The following is a 17,709-nucleotide window of genomic DNA, read 5'->3' as shown; positions in this document are numbered from 1 at the left end:
CAACAGAGCTCTGCAAAGAAGGACTGGTTCCGCCGGGTTCGGAGAGCGGCCATTTGTGTCGCGCCCGGTCATTGCGAAACGAGGAATGCTACCGGAAAGCGATCGAGAATCTCCGCCACTGGAATCTGGTGCTGAGAGTGAACCGTCCCGCCCGTTGCGAGGTTCTGCAATCGCTTGAACCCGCAATCGGCGGGCCACGACAGATAGGTCTCACGCCAAAGATCGGATCGAACGGAGAGCCCGTCTCCGAGATGGCGGAAAACAAGCCGCGGGACGAGGGTGACGGAAAGCGCATCCGGCGTGCGGCGCATGAATGCAGCGGCGTGCCGGGTGCCGGGACCTTGCAGGCACAGGGGGCGATATTCGCCGCGCGCCAGCAGATCCGCTCCTCTTTCTCGACGAAAGTTCAGGCAGAGGCCGATCAGCGCCTGCTTGCAGTCTTCGAAGTCGGCGGTCGTTGGGTGCTGCGGCAGCTCGGCCGGGGAGGGCCGAGGTGAAAAGACGCGGCGGTTGTCGGGGTCGACCAGGGAGAGATCGAGGCGCTCGCTGCCTTGATAGATGTCCGGAATTCCGGGCGCCGTCAGTTTCACCAGGGTTTGCGAAAGGCTGTTGATCAATCCGGCCCGGATGAAGGGGACAACGGTTTTCTCGAAGTCGTCGAGAAACGCCTGGTTCCCTCGATCGAGAATAGCGCGCAGAAATCCGCTGACCGCAGCTTCGTATTGCTCGTTCGGCGCGTCCCAGCTTGTCCTCAGCTTGGCCTCGCGAAGTGCCTTCACGGCGAAGCTTGCCATGCGCTCGCGCAGGGCAGGGAGATCCTGTTCCAGAAGTGCGATCGGCCAGGTGCCGAGCAGGCTCTGATAGAGGAACTGCTGGACGGATGGTTCCGGTGCCTCGCCGCCGGCCTGACGGCGGGCCCGATTAATGTCGCGCCAGCGGCCGACTGCTTTAGCCCAGAGGTCTGGTGCTTCGCTGATCACATGGAGCCGGGCGCGGGCGTCCTCGCCGCGCTTCGTGTCATGGGTCGAGGTCGCCGACAGGCTGGTGGGGCTTCTGCTGGCGCGCTCCCGCATCCGCTCATGGAATCGGTCGACGCCGCCCGGTGCCCAGGTGGGCGCGGCACCCACCTCGTTGGCGGCGAGATAGTCGCCGCGGCGATAGAAAAACGTATCCTCGACCGCCTTGGCCATAACGGCGCCGCTTATTTGCTGAAAGCGCGTCCGGAATTCGGCGGCCGGTTGTTCATTCGCCTTCACACCATCGACGATCATCGCGATTTCGGCGTTGACCTTTGGTGCGGCAGCGCGGGCCTTCGCTTCGATCTCGTCGAGCCTCTGGCTATCGCGCCTGGATGCGCCACGATCGCTGAGATAGGTCCTGTAGACCGGCATCGCTGCGATCAATTGGCGAACGGCCGCGGCCATTCGTTCCTGGTCCTGCCATCGACCATCAGCGTCCTGCAGGCGCGCCGCCAGTCCAGCAAGGCGAGTGACTTCCGCGTTGAAATTGTGGCTCAGCACCTGCAGCTTGCATTCAATGACCGCCCCTTCGCTTGCGGCTTGGTGGCCGTCGCCCCAAAGTTCGGAAGCCTCCTCAGAGAGGAGGTCGGCGAGTGTCGAGATGAACTCGTAGCCGGTGCTGCCGTCGACCGGCCATTCTTCCGGCAGCGATTCGTCCGACTCCAGGATCTTCTCGACGATCAAGTAGGTCCTGTCGCCGGCGCGCTCTCGCAGTTGTTGGAGATACCGTTCGGGATCGGCAAGCCCGTCTATGTGATCGACCCGCAGCCCGTCGACCAGTCCTTCTTCGACGAGAGCAAACAGAAGCCGGTGGGTTGCTTCGAAGACTGCCGGATCCTCGACGCGGAGGCCGACGAGGCCGGTTATCTCGAAGAACCTTCGGTAGCTGAGTTTGTCCCGCGCGGTTTTCCAGCTTGTGAGCCGCCAGTGTTGCATCGCGTGCAGCCGCTGCAAGAACGGCTTGTCGGTGGAGACCCGCCGGAGATGCTCGTCGAGCGCGGCGGTAGCAGAGCTCGATTCCACCAGAGAGCTCAACTCGGCGTGAAAAGCGCCGGCGTTGCTGGCTTCTGCTGTGATGGCGACCGTGACAAGCCCGTTGAGAGCGGAACTGCAGCCTTCCAGGGCTGCTGGGTAGGAGGTCGGTTTGAGAGGATAGAGCGCGTCATAATACGCGAAGGCCAGGCAGTTCCGGTCTCGGTCGAATGCCAGCCGTATCTTTCCGGCGCTGAGCTCTTCCTCGAAGCTCGCGCCGAGGAATGGCAGGGTGAGCGGCTGCGGCCAATCGATGTCGAAATAGCCGGCGAATTCGCTCGATTGGCCCCATTCGACGACGCTGTGCCACCAGCTATTTTCGAGATGCGCGGCCATGTGGTTCGGCACGATGTCCAGGATGATGCCGAGCCCGTGCGCCTTCAATTCGCCGACGAGCCGGCGAAACCCTTCCAAGCCGCCCAAGGCGGGATCGATCTCGCTGAAGTTGACGATGTCATAGCCGTGCGTCGAGCCGCTGACTGCGGAAAAGATCGGCGACGCATAGAGATGAGAGATGCCGAGCCCGACGAGATGCGGGATCAACCCGGCGGCCCTTTCGAAGTCCATCCCGTTTCGAAATTGCAGTCGGTAGGTCGCGTTGGGCAGCGGCATGGCGGGTCGGTTTGACATCTGTTCAGCACAACACCATTCGATCGAGCTTTGTTCCGGCGGCTCTGACGGGAACAATCTCGGTTGAAATGGATTTTTTTGCAGTCGCCACTCACGGGAAAAGAAGCTTGGCCTGGAAGACCGTTTTCACTGACAGTTCGCCCTATCGATGGCGCCGGGCGCGCCGGCCGATCGTCAGGGAAGACGAGAATATCTGGCGCAGCGCGCCTGCCGAGCGTGTGTCCTTCCTCGTCGATGGGGCCGCCTACTACGCCTGTCTCGATCAGGTGCTCGAGCAGGCGGAAGAACAGCTCTGGATCACCGGATGGGATTTCGATCCCCGCATCAAGCTCAGGCCGGATGATCCGGACGCAGAGGCGCTCGGCACCAAGCTGGAGCGGCTGATCGCGCAAAAGCCGAGGCTCAGGATTCGAATCCTGGTCTGGGCGATGGGGCCTATCTATTCGGGGAAATCGTTGCGGCTGTTTCGCAAGCAGAAATGGGCGGCGCATCCGCAGATCGAACTTCGTTTTGCCAGCCACCGCGCGTTTCGCGGCTCGCATCACCAGAAGCTCGTCTCGATCGACGACCGCATCGCCTTCGTCGGCGGCATCGATCTGACCGCGCGGCGTTGGGACACGCCGGATCATCTGGCCGAGAATGAGTTGCGCCGAGACCCCGATGGAAATCCCTACGATCCGGTGCATGACCTCCAGGTGGTGCTGGAGGGGGAAGCGAGCCGAGCCATCGGAGACCTCTGTCGCTCCCGCTGGAAATCCTCGGTCGGCGAAGGCATAGCCGCGCCAGGTTCGACGGCGGTCGCCTGGCCGACCGGTGTCGAACCGATCCTGACGGATTGCCGGATTGCCATCGCCCGCACCGAGCCGGAATTCGGCAGGAGACGCGGGCGACAGGAGGCGTTGCGGCTGACGCTCGACGCATTGCGCAGCGCACGGCGTCACATCTATATCGAGAACCAATATTTTGCCTCGCACCGGATCGGCAAGCTGCTGGGCGAGCGTCTGCGGGAAGCTGACGGCCCCGAGATAGTGGTGATCACCACCCGCAGTTCCCACGGTTTCCTGGAGAAGGTCGTGATGGGAGGCAATCGTGACCGTCTCATCCGTCGGCTGAAGCAGGCGGATCGTTACGGGAGGCTGCGGGTTGTCTTTCCCGTGGTGCCGGCAGCCGATGGTTCCGAACAGGAAGTCATCATCCATTCCAAGGTGGTCGCCATCGACGAGCGGTTCCTGCGTGTCGGCTCGTCGAATTTCAACCACCGTTCGGAGGGCTTCGACACGGAGTGCGACGTGGCCGTGGAGGCGGCGAGCGAGGCGCAAAGTGCGGCGATCGCCGGCTTTCGCAACACGCTTCTGGCGGAGCATCTCGATGTCGAGGCGACCGAGATCGACAGGCTGCTGCAGGAGACGGGTTCTCTCGTCGCCGTCGTCGACAGGCTGAACACCCGTCAGCGCGGTCTGCGGGCTTTCGACGGGATCGAAGATCATGGTGCGACCGCTCTCGTCTGGGGGACGGACATCGTCGATCCGCACCGTCCGCTGAGGCCCTTTCGCCGCGCACGCGCCTTGCTGCGGCGCTGGGTCGGTCAGCTTTTCGCCTTGCTTTCCAAGCTCTTCGCATCGTCCCAGCGGCGGACTTCGGCGATCGACAGCGAAATCAATCCGAGCGGCAACGGCAGGAAGAAATAAGTCGCCCTGAAAGCGATCAGCGCGCCGATGCTAGCCGACTGTCCGAGCAGAAAGGCAATCGTTGCCTCGAGCACACCGATGCCGCCCGGGACGTGGCTGACAAGCGCCGTCAAATTGGCGCCGACATAGGCCGTCGCGGTCTCGAAGAAGCCGGCGTCTCCAAACGCCAGCACCAACTGATGCAGGCAGGCGCTGACGCAGAGGAAGTTGGCCGTGCCGACGACGACCTGGCCGGCTGCTATCGGCTGCGGCGGCATTTCGAACTTCCAGCGGAACAAGCGAAGCGAACCGCGCAGGAAGCCGGCGAGGACGACATAGCCGAGCGAGCCGGCAAGGCAGGTGATGCCGAGAAGACGGGCGCCGCTTTCCGAGAAGCCGATGATCCGCGCGGCGCTCTCCGGCATGATTAGGCAGCAAAGACCGGCCAGCGTCATGAGGCCGAGGCCGACCGTGACGCCGCAGAAGAGAATGATCTTCGCCACCTGCTCGACACTCAGTCCCCAGCGCGAATAGAACCGGTATCGCACCGCTCCGCTGCTTAAGGCCGCGACGCCGACATTGTGGCCGATCGAGAGGCTGGTGAAGGAGGCGAGCGCCACCTGCCGATAGGGGAGCTTCTGCCCGACATAGCGGACAGCAAGCGTGTCGAACAGCGTCAGGCAGAAATAGGAGAGGAAGACGAAGCCGATCCCAGCCAGCAGATGCCCGACGGGGATCTCTAGGTCGTGGTGACGATTTAACGGATTGAGATTCCCAAGAAGGGGCAAATCAGATTCAACACTGACTTTTGGAGGTCAGTGATGGATTGCGATGGGCTTCGGGACGATCAATGGGAACGTATCAGAGGTTTTGTGCCCGGGGGCACGAAGGGCAAGCGTGGCCCGCGCACGAACAACCGGCTGTTTCTGGATGCGCTGCTGTGGATGGCCCGTTCGGGCGGCCGCTGGCGAGACCTGCCAGAACGACTGGGTGACTACCGCGCCGTAAAACGACGCTATTACCGCTGGATCGAGATGGGCGTGCTCGACGAGATGCTTGCCGTGCTTGCCCGCGAAGCTGATTTGGAATGGTTGATGATCGATTCGACTATCGTGCGCGCCCATCAGCATGCGGCCGGGGCGCGCAGGGCTAAAGGGGGGCGGATGCCCAGGGCTTGGGTCGGTCTCGAGGCGGGCTGAGCACCAAAATCCATGCTGCCGGCGATGCGCTCGGCCTGCCGCTTCGCCTCATCGGCACGGCGGGACAGCGCAACGACATCACAGCCGCCCATGATCTCGTCGACGGTCTCCACGCCGATGCCCTGCTGGCCGACAAGGGCTACGATGCCGGACATCTCATTGAGAAACTGGAGAAAACAGGAACTGAAATCGTCATCCCGCCCAAACGGGATCGCAAAATGCAAAGGGCCTACGACGCCGCACTCTATAAAGAACGCAACCGCATCGAGCGCTTCTTCAACAAGCTCAAACAGTTCCGCCGCGTCGCGACACGCTATGACAAGTTGCTCGCCAACTTCATGGGCTTTGTCAAACTCGCCGCTATCGCCATATGGCTCAAATAGTTAAATCGTCACTACGACCTAGCACCGAGCGCAAGATTTCATCGAACGTGTATTGACGGAGTGTCCGGTAGATCAGCCAACCGGCGACGCCAATGGCAGCGAGTATGAATGCTCTGGCAATGATTTTCTTCGGCATCGGCCTCGTTCCCTTGCGCGTCTCTCGGAACGAAAAGCGGGTCCCGCGTGTTCCCGAAAGCGAACCGGGCCGAAACAGAACATGCCTCGACCGCTACGTTTCCTCACCTACAACGTCCATAGCTGCTTCGGCACCGACCGGAAGCTCGACCCGGCGCGCATCGCCGCGGTCATCGGCGAATGCCGGCCAGATATCATCGCCCTGCAGGAGGTGGACGTCGGTCGCGCCCGCAGCGGCGGAATAGACCAGGCGCATATGATCGCCACGCATCTCAACATGGCGGCGCATTTTCACCCGGCCCTCCACCTCAAAGACGAGCGGTACGGCGATGCGGTGCTGACGGCTTTGCCGATGCGCCTCGTCAAGGCAGACGTGCTGCCCTCGTCCGGAGAGCCGCGGGGCGCGCTCTGGGTGGAGATCGACCTCGCTGACGTCAGGCTTCAGGTCATCGTCACGCATCTCGGGCTGCGCGGTTCGGAGCGGGTTCGCCAGGCAACGACCTTGCTCGGTCCCGGCTGGCTTGGCGGAATAGGGCAGGGGGACTCGCGAGTCATTCTGGCGGGCGACCTTAACGCCATTGCCCGCTCGGCCGCCTACAAGCTGCTGGCTGCGCACCTCAAGGACGCACAGCTCCAATTGAAAGCCAAGCCCCGGCCGACCTTTCCCTCCCGACTGCCGCTGCTGCGGCTCGACCACGTCTTCGTCGGCGACGGGATCAATGTCGGTGATTGCACGGTGCACAGCAGCGCCCTGGCGCGGGTCGCCTCCGATCATCTGCCGATCCTGGCGGAGCTGGAAGTCGAGCCGCCTGTCAGACAATGGGCGCCAAGGGCCGCGCAGGCCCATGGGAACGACGGAGCGCCAGGTCAACGGTAGCTAGAGTGGAGGGGGCGGCGATCTGCCGCTTTCTCTGTGGTGGGTACACCAGATGTCGAGCAGCAGCAGGGTCACCGTGAAGGTCACCGGCCCGATCACCAGCCCAGCAGGTCCGAACACGATGACGCCGCCGATCATGCTCATGAAGGTCACCACCGTATGCAGCTTCAGCCGATCTCCGACGAAAATCGGATAGAGCAGGTTGTCGACGGTGGCGACCACGCCGGCGCCCCAGGCCGTCAGGATCAGCGCCTTGCCCCATTCGCCGGTCAGCGCAAGCGACAGCGCCGCTGGAATCCAGATGATGAAGGCGCCGAGAACCGGCACCATCGCCAGGAGGCCCATCGCCAGGCCCCAGAGAAGCGGCGACGGCAGGCCCAGCAGCCAGAACATCAGGCCGCCTAGCGTTCCCTGCACGATCGCGACGGCAAAGGTTCCGAAGACGATCGCGTGGACCGTTTCGCTGACGCGAAAGAACAGACGATCCATCTCCGAGGACCTCAGCGGAAAGTAGTCCTTGAGCACGTTCAAGGCTTCGCGCCCATCGCGCAGGAAATAGAACAGGAAGTAGAAGGTCAGGACGACGTCGATGATCTGGACCACCGAGCGGCGGACCAGGGATGCACTGAAGTTGGTAAGCAGAGCGGCGGCGTTGCCTGCGAGACCCGCGAGGTCAAGCTGGCTTTCCATCCAGAGAAGAACCAGCCCGATGCGCGGATAGTTGGCAATAGCCTCGCGCCACCCCCCCGTCCTCAGCGCTTCCGCGATGATCTGCGCGCCGCTCGCCGCCTCGTTCACGAGCCGCTCCGCCACCAGGGTGAGAGGCACGACGACAACGAAAGCGGCAATGGCCACTGCCGCTGCCGCTGCGATGTCGGGAAAGGGAAGGTCTTTCGCGATCCGCCGATGGAGCGGGTGGAACATAATCGCAAGGACCAGTGCCCAGGTTAGGGCCGGCAGAAAAGGCACTGCCAGCAGGTAGCAGACGACGATCCCCGCCGCGATGGCGACCAGGATCACCAATTCACTCGGACGCCGCGCCGACAGCAGCCGATCTGAAGATTGCACTTCCGGTTGCTCCGAAACTTTTCTCGCCACGGCAACGTGCTCCTTTGCGAACGATCGGTGTCATCCGAACTGAGTTGCCAGAAGATAGGTTCCGCCGCCCTGCGCAGCCGCGATCGGAAGAGGCTGTTGAATGAAGACGAACCGCCGGCCGGAGCCGAGGAGCGCCGATGGCGGATCGGACCCATACATCGCCGCCCCGTCGCTTTCTCGGGCGCAAAGCCCCCGTGCGGACGGTGTCACCGCATCATTGTGATTTTGGCTTCCTGGGCAGCGGCGACAAAGGCCCGACGCGCTTCATCATCCGAGGCGGTCCCCAGCATGGCGTCCGTACAGGCATTGAGTGCGGCGTTGTAGGCGCTGCCATGGGAGACGGGCCAATGTTCGCTGAGCAACGTTGCCGCTTCGGCCGGAGTCCAGACAATCTGAATACCGTCGAGATCGGGTAAATCCACGATGACGCATTCGTTCCATGCCTTGAACATGTCGGCGTCCCTTGGCTGCTGCCCATCTAACTGCCTGCGGTCCTGTTCGTTCCCAGGCTTCTATTTTGGCTTGCATATTTCGATGCGGCCCGCCGCGGAAAGGTTCGACGCTTGGCGAGCGCCGTGGGCGCCGCTCGCTCACTACGTGAGCCAGCCCCGGACTATCAGCGTTGCCCGGTCGCGGCAGGGACGCAGAGCGGAGTCGTCTGCATCAAGTTCAACGAAAAGCGGGCTGCCATGACGCCGCGACGCCAGTCCGGCGGACGTGCCGCCCCTTTGCCCGCAAAATATCGACCGTTCCCTTTATGCCCATCAAATGGGCAAGGTGGGAGGGCGAGGCTAATATTTGGTCATGCCACGGGTGCCGTTGCGCGTTCCGTTCCGCTCCGACATTGAGTTTGTTTTGTTTTTTTTGGTTTTATCGAAGTGGCACGCCATTTGCTTTCCTATCGGGAAGCCCGAGTAGGCCGCCGGTGGTGCCCAATGTCGCGCACCCGAAGCAAAGTTGCTTAAGAGGACGGCAACGCCGATCGCTGACCAAGCGAGGAGTGTTCGGGGATTTCCAGGATCAACGATCGAATGGCGCTGTCGCGCCGGGAGAAGCCATGTCCACTGTTCACCAGACAAAGAATATCAGCGCAACAGAACAGGGCCGCGCCCTGTGGATCTCGACGGCCGCCTTCACCATCTGTTTCGCCGTCTGGACGATCTTTTCCATCATCGGCGTGCGCATCAAGCAGGAGCTTGGCCTAAGCGAAGCGCAGTTCGGGCTTCTGATCGGTATGCCGATCCTCACCGGCTCGCTGATCCGTATCGTGCTCGGCATCTGGACGAACCGCTATGGCGGCAGGCTCGTCTATACGGTCACCATGCTGGCGGCCGCACTTTCGACCTTCCTCCTTGCCCATGCGACGACCTATCCCGAGATGCTGCTCGCCGGCCTCGGCGTCGGCTTGGCCGGCGGCTCCTTCGCCGTCGGAGTCGCCTATGTCTCGCCGTTCTTCCCGCCGGAAAAGCAGGGTACGGCGCTCGGCATCTTCGGTGCCGGCAATGTCGGCGCGGCGGTGACCAAGTTCCTCGCGCCGTTCGTGCTCGTCGCCTATGGCTGGCAGATGGTTGCGCAGGTCTGGGCCGCCGGACTTTTGCACACCGCCGTCGTCTTCTGGTTCACGACCGAAGACGACCCGAAGTTCCGCGCCCGTCGCGAGACAAGCCAGCCGCGCAAGAGCTTCCTCAGTGAATTCGCCCCGCTCAGGAACGTCCAGGTCTGGCGCTTCTCGCTTTACTACTTCTTCGCCTTCGGCGGCTTCGTCGCCCTGGCGCTGTGGCTGCCGCGCTACCTCGTTGGCGTCTATGGTTTCAGCATCGAGACGGCGGGCATGATCGCAGCCGCCTATTCCATTCCCGGCAGCATTTTCCGCGCCTATGGCGGCGCGCTTTCCGACAGGATCGGCGCGCGCAAGATCATGCATGCGATGTTCGCCGTGTCCGCCGTGGCAACGCTCATTCTCTCCGTGCCGGAGGGCGGCGCCGTGCTGCACATCACTCCGGTTGTTTTCGTCGGTGCAACTTTCGTGCTCGGCTTCGTGATGAGCCTCGGCAAGGCGGCCGTCTACAAGCACATTCCGGCCTACTATCCGGAGCATGTCGGCGCAGTCGGCGGCGTTGTCGGCATGATGGGTGGCCTTGGCGGCTTCATCCTGCCCGTCGCCTTCGGTTTCCTCAAGGACTGGACCGGCCTCTGGTCGAGCTGTTTCATGCTGCTCTTCGCGATCGTTGCGATCTCGATGATCTGGATGAACGCGTCGATCCGCCAGTACAAGCGGCGTGCCGTTGAGAGTGCGCCGGCCGGTGCCTAATGGGCGATAGCCTCTGAAGGATGGCGCCCGCGACTTCTGCGCCTCCGCATACCAGCTTCCCCGCAGGGATTGCCAAAAACCCTGCTTCCTTGCCCGGCACACCGTGCCGGGCTTTTTCTTTGGCCTAGAGCGGGATGCGCTCACATACGTTCGCGCCGCCGCTCTAAACCTTTGTTTTTGCCGCATTTGTGCGACATCAGGTGATTCCACCTGACTGCAAAATGCTCTAGCAGGCTGCTGAAAAAGCCCTGGCGCTTGGGTTGGATCAATGATTCCCTGCGGTTGCAACAGAGGGGACTGATTTGCATGCGCGGTGGGGACGACCGGACGGGATCACTGTTTTCCTATGTCGACCTTGAGGCACGGGTTCCGGCCAGTCACCCGCTTCGGGTGATGCGCGCGCTGGTGAACGCTTCGCTTGTGGCGCTGGATGGGTCGTTCGCGGCGCTCTATGCGAAGAGGGGTCGCCCATCGATTGCTCCGGAACGGATGCTGCGGGCAGTGCTGTTGCAGATGCTCTATTCGATCCGCTCCGAGCGTCAGTTGATGGAACGGCTGGAGTTCGACCTGTTGTTCCGCTGGTTCGTGGGCCTTGGGATCGACGATGCGGTGTGGGACGCCTCGACGTTTTCGAAGAACCGGGACCGGCTGCTGACGACTAAGATCGCGCAGGGCTTCCTGTCGGCGCTGCTTTCGCAGCCGGCGGTGAAGAAGCTCCTGAGCGCCGAGCATTTCTCGGTCGACGGCACGATGTTGAAGGCGTTCGCCTCGATGAAGAGCTTCCGGGCCAAGGATGGCCCAAAGGGCGACAATGACCAGCCACCGGAAGACGGCCGCAACGGCGAGCGCGACTTCCGCAAGGAGAAGCGCTCGAACGAGACGCATGCCTCGACGACCGACCCGGACGCGCGGCTTTACCGCAAGGGCAATGGTCAGGAGAGCCGGCTGGCCTATCTGGGGCACGCGCTGATGGAGAACCGCAACGGCCTGGCGGTCGCCGGCATGGTGACGCATGCGACCGGCACCGCCGAGCGGGAAGCGGCCACCGAACTGAGTGCGGACCTTGCCGAAGGCGCGACGCTTTGCGGCGACAAGGGCTACGACGCGGAAGCGTTCGTCGAGGGGCTGAAGGACCGCAAAATCGTGCCGCATGTGGCGATCAACGGCACGGTGAGCAAGACCGGCAAGGTGCGCAAGACGGCAGTGCCGCCGCAGGTCGCGCAAAGTCCCGGCTATGCGATCAGCCTGCGCTGCCGCAAGCGGATCGAGGAAATCTTCGGCTGGATCAAGACGACGGCCGGCTTCACCCAACTCAAGGTCCGCGGACTGGACAAGGTGAAGGCGGCCTTCACCTTCGCCCTTGCCGCCTACAACATCGTTCGTCTTCCGAAATTGCTCGGCTCGACGGGAGAAGTGTGCCTTGAGGGAGGCAAATAGGCCAATATGACCGGAAAACCTGCCTTGACCGGCCTGTTTCCTGCCGATACCCGCCAGAAAACCGCGCCCACCGCAGTATCTCGCGGTAACGCAACACGATTTTCAGCAGCCTGCTAGAACGACAGATCGAGGACCTTGCCCTCGAAGAGCCGGTCGCGCGAACCTTCGAGGTGTTTGCGCATCAGCTCCCGGGCGTCGTCGGCGCGGCCCTCCTGGACGGCGCGGTAGATCTGGCGGTGTTCCTCGTAGACCTGCTCGAGGCCGGGCCGCGGCCCCATCAGCGATAGGCCGTGCAGGTGCATGCCCACGGCGATGTGAGCCCGCAAGGCCTCGAGGGAGGCTGTGTAGTAGTGGTTGTTCGCCGCTTCGGCGACCGCCTTGTGAAAGAGGAAATCGGCGTCGGTGCGGTGCAGCTGGTGGCTGGTGGCCTCACGCAATTCGGCAAGCGCTGCCGCGATCCGGGCGATTGCCGCCTCGTCGCGGCGCTGAGCGGCGTAATAGGCGGCGGCGGGCTCGATCGTCAGGCGGAATTCGTAGCAACGCTGGATGTCGGCGATCGACTTGACCGGCGAATAGGCAAGCTGGGCGGCGGCCGAGACCTGGGCGCTGACGAAGGTGCCGGCGCCCTGGCGCGAATAGATGAGGCCCTGTTCGCGCAGGCGGCCGAGCGCATCGCGCACGACGGGGCGGGAAACGCCGAGCATCGAGGCGAGTTCGTGTTCGCCCGGAAGCCGCGAGTCCGGCGCATAATTGCCGGTGCGAATACGCTCGTGCAACTGATTGAAGACCCGGTCGACGAGTTTCACCGATTTGCCGCGTTCCGTTTTCGCTTCGGCTGCCGCCTCCTGGCCAAGGCCGCCATTCTCCGCCATTCGCTTATCCATCCTGTTCATCGCCCGCATTCTGCAAAACCTTTAGCAGAGATTGCGCATTGCCGAAGCCCCCCGACTTCACCGCGCAACGCATCCGTCTGCCATCCGGGCGCGTTGTCTCGAACCAGGGGATACCCGCCTCGATCTCGCCCCTCGGCAAGAGGACGCGGGCACCCAGCGAACGCAGGATAGCATAGGCGGCATCGCCGCCGCCCATCATCAGCATGTCGGGGAGGGTGGTGGCAACGATGCGGGAAACGCCCTCGCCAAACCGTTCCGCCACGGTTTCCTGCGCACCGGTCAGCGCGCCCGTACATCTCAGAAGCATCGGCAACAGCGCCGGTTTGCCATCGCTCGGCAATTCACCGGCCGGTGCATCGCGGTGAGCGGCGACCAGGCCGCTTTCGAGCAGCACCGCCATCTGCGTCTCGGTGATCGGGTCGCGCGAGCCGAAGGCAAAGAGCGTCCGCGGCGAGGGCTCGAAAGGTGCCGGCGCTGAAGCTCGGGCGAGCCGACGGGCAAGCGCACGTCCGAGGCCACGTGCCCCAACCGCGGCCGTCGTCGCCCAGTCCAGGCTTTCGACAATGGCATCGAGGTCTCCGTCCGAGGCCGCATCGGCGATCTGAAGGTCCATTGCGCGAGCGGAAAATAGCGGCGCTATCGGCAGCGGCTCGGCGACGCCGAAGCCGACGACACGGGTTTCGCGGGTGAAGCGCCCTTGGTCGGGCACGGCCGGAGCGACCAGCAGGCGCTCGCGGCCCATGGCGAGGGCGAGCGCTTCGCTCTCACCGGCCACATTGCCCTTGAGCCGCGAGTCGATCTTCTTGAGCACGAATTCGGGCGAGGCACGGCAAAGCGCGGCCGCTGCCTGGCTGACGCGATCTGCGGCCTGAAGCGGATCGAGGGCACGCGATACCGTATTGACGACGACGACCTCCGCGCCGGTCGCGATTGCCGCCTCGACGGAGCCCACGTCCAGCGCGACGGCTACGCTCAGGCCCGCATCGACGAAGGGCGTTCCGGTATCGAGGGCGCCCGTCAGGTCATCGGCAACGATGGCGACGCGAATGGACATGGTCTATTCGCCGTTCACCGCGTGGCAGGCGACGAGATGCCCCGGACGTGCTTCCTTCCACTTCGGAACCACTCGACGGCAGACCTCCATGGCGATCGGGCAGCGCGTGTGGAAGCGACAGCCGGAGGGCGGGGCGAGCGGGCTTGGCACGTCGCCTTGAAGGATCTGCCGCTTGCGGCTGCGCTCGTGCTCCGGATCGGTCTCCGGCACTGCCGAAAGCAGCGCCTTCGTATAGGGATGCAGCGGCGTCTCGAAGAGCGCGTCGCGGCTGGCAAGCTCCGCCAGGCGGCCGAGATACATGACGCCGACGCGCGTCGAAATATGCCGTACGACGGCGAGATCATGGGCTATGAAGAGGTAGGTGAGCCCGTATTTCTCCTGCAGGTCGAGCAGCAGGTTGATGATCTGCGCCTGGATCGACACGTCGAGCGCCGAGATCGCCTCGTCGCAGACGATGAACTTCGGCTGGCAGGCGAGCGCCCGGGCGATCACCACGCGCTGGCGCTGGCCGCCGGAAAGTTCGTGCGGATAGCGCGAGGCAAAGCGCGGCGGCAGGCCGACATCGGTGAGCAGTGCCGCGACCTTTCCGGCGATTTCGCCCTTGGTGGCGAGCTTGTGGAAGAGGATCGGTTCGCCCACCGCTTCCCCGACCGTCATGCGCGGATTGAGTGTCGAATAGGGATCCTGGAAGACGATCTGCAAATCGCGCCGGAAGGGCCGCATCCGCTTCTCGTCGAGGGCGGTCAGGTCCTGGCCCTTGTAGAGGACCTTGCCCGAGGTCGCCCGGTGCAGGTTCAGGATGGTGAAGCCGGTGGTGGACTTGCCGCAGCCGGATTCGCCGACGAGGCTCAGCGTCTCGCCTTCGACGATATCGAGGCTGACGTCGTCGAGCGCGTGTACGGTCGCCGCCCGCTCGCCGAAGGCGCCGAGCCGGACGTGGAAGTGCTTGACCAGGTTTTCGATCTTCAAAAGAGGTTGGGCACCCATCAGGCGGCCTCCCGGGCTTTTTCGACGGCAAAGCAGGCAGCGCGGTGGCTACCTGCCGCGGACACGGGCTCGAGTTTCGGCACATGCGTGCGACAGATATCCATCGCCAGCGGACAGCGCGGCGCAAAGGGACAACCCTCTGGCCTGCGGCCCGGTTCGGGCGGCGTGCCGCCGATCGAGTTCAGTCGCGAAGCGGGCGCATCGGAAAGTTTCGGGATCGAGGCGAGCAGTCCGCGCGTATAGGGATGGCGAGGATCGGCGTAGAGCTCGTCGACCGGAGCATCCTCGACGACGGTGCCGGCGTAGAGCACGACGACCCGACCGACGAGGCCGGCAATCAGCGCCAGGTCATGGGTGATCCAGACGACCGACATGCCAAGCTTTTCGCGCAGGCCCTTCACCAGGTCGACGATCTGCGCCTGGATCGTCACGTCGAGCGCCGTCGTCGGTTCGTCGGCGATCAAGAGCTTCGGCTCGCAGGCAAGGCCGATGGCAATCATGACGCGCTGGCGCATGCCGCCGGAAAGTTCGTGCGGATGGGCCTGGATGCGTTCCTCGGGTCCCGGAATACCGACAAGGCGCAGCAGTTCGACGGCGCGTTCGCGGGCTTGCTTCCTGTTCATGCCGCGATGGTAGATCAGTGGCTCGGCAAGCTGGTCGCCGATCCGCATCACCGGATTGAGCGAGGTCATCGGATCCTGGAAGACGAAGCCGATGTCGCCGCCGCGCACTTTCCGGAGTTCCCGGTTCGACATCTTCTGCAGGTCGCGGCCGTCGAAACGCGCCTCGCCCTTGGCGACGCGGATCTTGTTTGGCAGAAGCCGCATCAGGCTCAGCATTGTCAGGCTCTTGCCGCAGCCGGATTCGCCGACGACGCCGAGGGTCTCGCCCTTGTCGACATGAAGGTCGATGCCGTCGACGATGACCGCGGGGCCGCGCCGCGTCTCGATTTCGATCGTCAGCCCCTTGACGTCGAGCAGCCGTTTTTCCGTTTTCGCACTCATCACTTGCTGCCTCGCGGGTTCAGAGCGTCGTTGAGGCCGTCGCCGAGGAAGGAGAAGGCGACGGATGCGAGACCGAGGACGGCCGCCGGTGCGGCAAGCAGATGCGGGTAGTGCTGCCAGACGCGCAGGCCGTCCGAGATCATGTTGCCCCAGCTCGGCGTCGGCGGATTGACGCCGACACCGAGGAACGAGAAGGCGCTTTCGAGCACCATCGCCGTACCGAGGCCGGCGCTGACGGCGACGATCAGCGGGCCGAGCGCGTTGGGGATCACATAGCGCATCAGGATGATGCGGTTGGAGAGGCCGAGCGCCTGGGCGGCGGTGATATAGGGCCGACTGCGGATCGACAGAACCTGGGCGCGCACCAGGCGCGCATAGGGCGGCCAGGAAATCAGCGCCATGGAGCCGAAGACCAGCAGGAAATCGATCCAGACCGTCTCGCGATAGAAGGGGTTCAGCGTTTCGAGATAGCGCGCTTCCATCCATTGGGCGATCGGCGTCTTCAGCGATGCATTGATGACGACGACGAGAAGCAGGTTGGGTACCGACATGGTCACATCGGTCAGCCACATGATCACCCGGTCGAACGGATTGCCGAAGAAACCGGCGACCGCACCGAGCACCGTGCCGAGGACCAGCGCGATCGCCGTCACCACGACGGCGACGAGAAAGGCAGTGCGCGTGCCGTAGACGACACGGCTGAAGACATCGCGCCCGAGATCATCGGTGCCGAAGAGGTGGGCGAGCGACGGCGCCTGGTTGCGTGATTCGAGATCCTGCCCGAGGAAGTCGTAGGGCGTGAGGTACGGGCCGAACAGTGCGACGAAGGCGAGCAGCGCAATGACGCAGAGGCCGAAGATCGCCAGACGGTTCCGTTTCAGACGGTACCAGGCATCGCGCCAAAGGCTGACGGGCGCTTCTTCGGCAAGCGGGGCGGGCTGGGCTTGGACGACAGACATGTCAGCGGCTCCTCTTCGCATCGGCGGCGCGCGGATCGAGCAGCGGATAGAGGATGTCGACCAGGAGGTTCGAGATCATCACCAGGAACGAACCGATGAGCGTGATCGCCAGGATCACCGGATAGTCGGAATTGGTCAGCGCCTTGACGGTGAGGCGGCCGAGTCCCGGCAGGCCGAAGACGAGTTCCACGAAGATCGCGCCGTTGACGATGGTGATCATGATGAGGCCGAGTTGGGTGACGACCGGCGTCAGCACCGGCCGCAGGATATGCTTGAGCGCCACGACGATCTCGGGCACGCCTTTCGCCCGGGCGGTGCGGACGAAATCCTCGGAGAGGACCTCGATGACGGCGGCGCGCGTCTGGCGAATGATGAGCGCGATCGGCTGGAAGGAAAGCACGATCAAGGGCAGGATGATGCGGATGTCGAAGACGCCGCCCCAGCCGTAGGGCACGTTGACGCCGGGCAGGAGAACGATGAGGCCGACCATCAGCAGCGGCCCAGCGACATAGGCGGGGATCGCCCAGAGGAAGAGGGCCGAGCCGAGAATGATGTAGTCGAGGCGACGGTTCTGGTTGAGCGCCGCGATCAGGCCGAGCGGGATGGCGACGAGGGCGGTGAGCACGATGGCGCAGAGCGCCAGCTTGAAGGAGACGGGTGCTGCCGCCTTGACCATCGCCCAGACGGAACGGCCGGAGGTCAGCGAATTGCCGAAATCGCCCTGGATCAGGTTCCAGACATAGTAGCCGAACTGTTCGATGAACGGCTTGTTGAGCCCGGCGCTTTCGCGGATCGCCTCGATCCGCTCGGGGTTGTAGGCGACGTCACCGGGTGCACGCAGGAAAATCAGCTTGATCGGATCGCCGGCGCCATAATAGGCGAGCGCATAGACGGCCATCATCACCAGCAGCACAGACGGTATCCAGATGGCAAATCGTGTCGCGACGTAACGCAGCATGTCGCTCATTCCTCCCGCATGGTGCCGGCCAACCTCGCCATTGGTCTCCGGACGTCATGCCTTGCC

16 protein-coding genes are annotated in these 17,709 nt (G+C 63.6%); 5 read left to right on the top strand and 11 right to left on the bottom strand.

Annotated features, from left to right (window positions below):
- Positions 1–68: 68 nt before the first annotated feature.
- Positions 69–2,663, bottom strand: coding sequence for a malto-oligosyltrehalose synthase (locus NGR_RS08345; protein ID WP_032490825.1), 2,595 nt, complete (start codon positions 2,661–2,663; stop codon positions 69–71).
- A gap of 86 nt (positions 2,664–2,749) precedes the next feature.
- Between NGR_RS08345 and NGR_RS08340 the strand changes: the two genes are divergently transcribed.
- Complete coding sequence (locus NGR_RS08340; RefSeq protein ID WP_164923968.1) at positions 2,750–4,369, top strand: phospholipase D-like domain-containing protein; 1,620 nt, start codon at positions 2,750–2,752, stop codon at positions 4,367–4,369.
- Here the strand turns inward: NGR_RS08340 and NGR_RS08335 are convergent.
- A complete protein-coding gene (locus NGR_RS08335) occupies positions 4,267–5,136 on the bottom strand; it encodes a UPF0104 family protein (RefSeq protein WP_015887810.1) in 870 nt (289 codons plus the stop codon). The genes NGR_RS08340 and NGR_RS08335 overlap by 103 nt on opposite strands.
- A 33-nt stretch (positions 5,137–5,169) precedes the next feature.
- On the opposite strand from NGR_RS08335, the gene NGR_RS08330 reads away from it, so the two are divergent.
- Positions 5,170–5,930, top strand: a protein-coding gene (locus NGR_RS08330; RefSeq protein ID WP_164923967.1) for an IS5-like element ISNGR9 family transposase whose coding sequence is annotated in 2 segments (ribosomal slippage) — positions 5,170–5,509 and positions 5,509–5,930 — 762 coding nt in all. Because the reading frame shifts where the segments join, the coding sequence is not laid out codon by codon here.
- Here the strand turns inward: NGR_RS08330 and NGR_RS08325 are convergent.
- A complete protein-coding gene (locus NGR_RS08325; RefSeq protein WP_015887808.1) occupies positions 5,923–6,066 on the bottom strand; it encodes a hypothetical protein in 144 nt (47 codons plus the stop codon). The two genes, NGR_RS08330 and NGR_RS08325, sit on opposite strands and share 8 nt — an antisense overlap.
- Before the next feature lie 81 nt (positions 6,067–6,147).
- On the opposite strand from NGR_RS08325, the gene NGR_RS08320 reads away from it, so the two are divergent.
- Positions 6,148–6,942 (top strand): endonuclease/exonuclease/phosphatase family protein, encoded by a 795-nt coding sequence (locus NGR_RS08320; RefSeq protein WP_015887807.1) that lies wholly within the window; start codon positions 6,148–6,150, stop codon positions 6,940–6,942.
- Here the strand turns inward: NGR_RS08320 and NGR_RS08315 are convergent, their stop codons facing one another.
- Both NGR_RS08315 and NGR_RS08310 read right to left on the bottom strand, forming a co-directional pair.
- Positions 6,943–8,040, bottom strand: a complete 1,098-nt coding sequence (locus NGR_RS08315) for an AI-2E family transporter (protein ID WP_015887806.1) — start codon at positions 8,038–8,040, stop codon at positions 6,943–6,945. It lies immediately after the preceding gene.
- A gap of 206 nt (positions 8,041–8,246) precedes the next feature.
- Positions 8,247–8,492 carry a DUF982 domain-containing protein gene (locus tag NGR_RS08310; protein ID WP_015887805.1) on the bottom strand — a complete coding sequence of 82 codons (246 nt, stop codon included), beginning with the start codon at positions 8,490–8,492 and terminating at the stop codon, positions 8,247–8,249.
- A 605-nt stretch (positions 8,493–9,097) separates the two neighbouring features.
- Between NGR_RS08310 and NGR_RS08305 the strand changes: the two genes are divergently transcribed.
- Both NGR_RS08305 and NGR_RS08300 read left to right on the top strand, forming a co-directional pair.
- The gene (locus tag NGR_RS08305; RefSeq protein WP_015887804.1) at positions 9,098–10,351 is read left to right on the top strand and encodes an MFS transporter; all 1,254 of its coding nucleotides are present in this window, start codon (positions 9,098–9,100) and stop codon (positions 10,349–10,351) included.
- A 306-nt stretch (positions 10,352–10,657) separates the two neighbouring features.
- A complete protein-coding gene (locus NGR_RS08300) occupies positions 10,658–11,788 on the top strand; it encodes an IS5-like element ISRsp5 family transposase (protein WP_015887803.1) in 1,131 nt (376 codons plus the stop codon).
- A gap of 113 nt (positions 11,789–11,901) precedes the next feature.
- On the opposite strand, the gene NGR_RS08295 is transcribed toward NGR_RS08300, so the two are convergent.
- The 6 genes from NGR_RS08295 to NGR_RS08270 are packed head-to-tail and all read right to left on the bottom strand — an operon-like array spanning position 11,902 to position 17,643.
- Positions 11,902–12,660, bottom strand: a complete 759-nt coding sequence (locus NGR_RS08295; protein ID WP_015887802.1) for a FadR/GntR family transcriptional regulator — start codon at positions 12,658–12,660, stop codon at positions 11,902–11,904.
- Positions 12,661–12,664: 4 nt separating this feature from the next.
- Entirely contained in the window at positions 12,665–13,735 is a 1,071-nt protein-coding gene (locus NGR_RS08290; RefSeq protein WP_015887801.1) for a four-carbon acid sugar kinase family protein, read from the bottom strand.
- Between the two features lie 3 nt (positions 13,736–13,738).
- Positions 13,739–14,722 carry an ABC transporter ATP-binding protein gene (locus NGR_RS08285; RefSeq protein WP_015887800.1) on the bottom strand — a complete coding sequence of 328 codons (984 nt, stop codon included), beginning with the start codon at positions 14,720–14,722 and terminating at the stop codon, positions 13,739–13,741.
- Positions 14,722–15,729: an ABC transporter ATP-binding protein gene (locus NGR_RS08280; RefSeq protein ID WP_032490830.1), complete on the bottom strand. Its 1,008-nt coding sequence runs from the start codon at positions 15,727–15,729 to the stop codon at positions 14,722–14,724. Before NGR_RS08280 ends, NGR_RS08285 begins: the two co-directional genes overlap by 1 nt.
- A complete protein-coding gene (locus tag NGR_RS08275; RefSeq protein ID WP_015887798.1) occupies positions 15,726–16,685 on the bottom strand; it encodes an ABC transporter permease in 960 nt (319 codons plus the stop codon). Before NGR_RS08275 ends, NGR_RS08280 begins: the two co-directional genes overlap by 4 nt.
- A gap of 1 nt (position 16,686) precedes the next feature.
- Positions 16,687–17,643, bottom strand: a complete 957-nt coding sequence (locus NGR_RS08270; RefSeq protein WP_015887797.1) for an ABC transporter permease — start codon at positions 17,641–17,643, stop codon at positions 16,687–16,689.
- Positions 17,644–17,709: the final 66 nt, after the last annotated feature.

This window comes from Sinorhizobium fredii NGR234, from assembly GCF_000018545.1.
Classification (GTDB): Bacteria; Pseudomonadota; Alphaproteobacteria; order Rhizobiales; family Rhizobiaceae; genus Sinorhizobium; species Sinorhizobium fredii_A.
The sequence above is the reverse complement of the archived record's forward strand: the minus strand, read 5'-3'. Positions and strand labels throughout refer to the sequence as shown.

Bases quoted from the DNA above. Each gene is read 5' to 3' on its own strand.
- NGR_RS08345 (WP_032490825.1), bottom strand. From the start codon at position 2,663: ATGCCGCTGCCCAACGCGACCTACCGACTGCAATTTCGAAACGGGATG.
- NGR_RS08285 (WP_015887800.1), bottom strand. From the start codon at position 14,722: ATGGGTGCCCAACCTCTTTTGAAGATCGAAAACCTGGTCAAGCACTTC.
- NGR_RS08320 (WP_015887807.1), top strand. From the start codon at position 6,148: ATGCCTCGACCGCTACGTTTCCTCACCTACAACGTCCATAGCTGCTTC.
- NGR_RS08300 (WP_015887803.1), top strand. From the start codon at position 10,658: ATGCGCGGTGGGGACGACCGGACGGGATCACTGTTTTCCTATGTCGAC.
- NGR_RS08275 (WP_015887798.1), bottom strand. From the start codon at position 16,685: ATGTCTGTCGTCCAAGCCCAGCCCGCCCCGCTTGCCGAAGAAGCGCCC.
- NGR_RS08270 (WP_015887797.1), bottom strand. From the start codon at position 17,643: ATGCTGCGTTACGTCGCGACACGATTTGCCATCTGGATACCGTCTGTG.
- NGR_RS08340 (WP_164923968.1), top strand. From the start codon at position 2,750: ATGGATTTTTTTGCAGTCGCCACTCACGGGAAAAGAAGCTTGGCCTGG.
- NGR_RS08310 (WP_015887805.1), bottom strand. From the start codon at position 8,492: ATGTTCAAGGCATGGAACGAATGCGTCATCGTGGATTTACCCGATCTC.
- NGR_RS08305 (WP_015887804.1), top strand. From the start codon at position 9,098: ATGTCCACTGTTCACCAGACAAAGAATATCAGCGCAACAGAACAGGGC.
- NGR_RS08325 (WP_015887808.1), bottom strand. From the start codon at position 6,066: ATGCCGAAGAAAATCATTGCCAGAGCATTCATACTCGCTGCCATTGGC.
- NGR_RS08295 (WP_015887802.1), bottom strand. From the start codon at position 12,660: ATGGCGGAGAATGGCGGCCTTGGCCAGGAGGCGGCAGCCGAAGCGAAA.
- NGR_RS08290 (WP_015887801.1), bottom strand. From the start codon at position 13,735: ATGTCCATTCGCGTCGCCATCGTTGCCGATGACCTGACGGGCGCCCTC.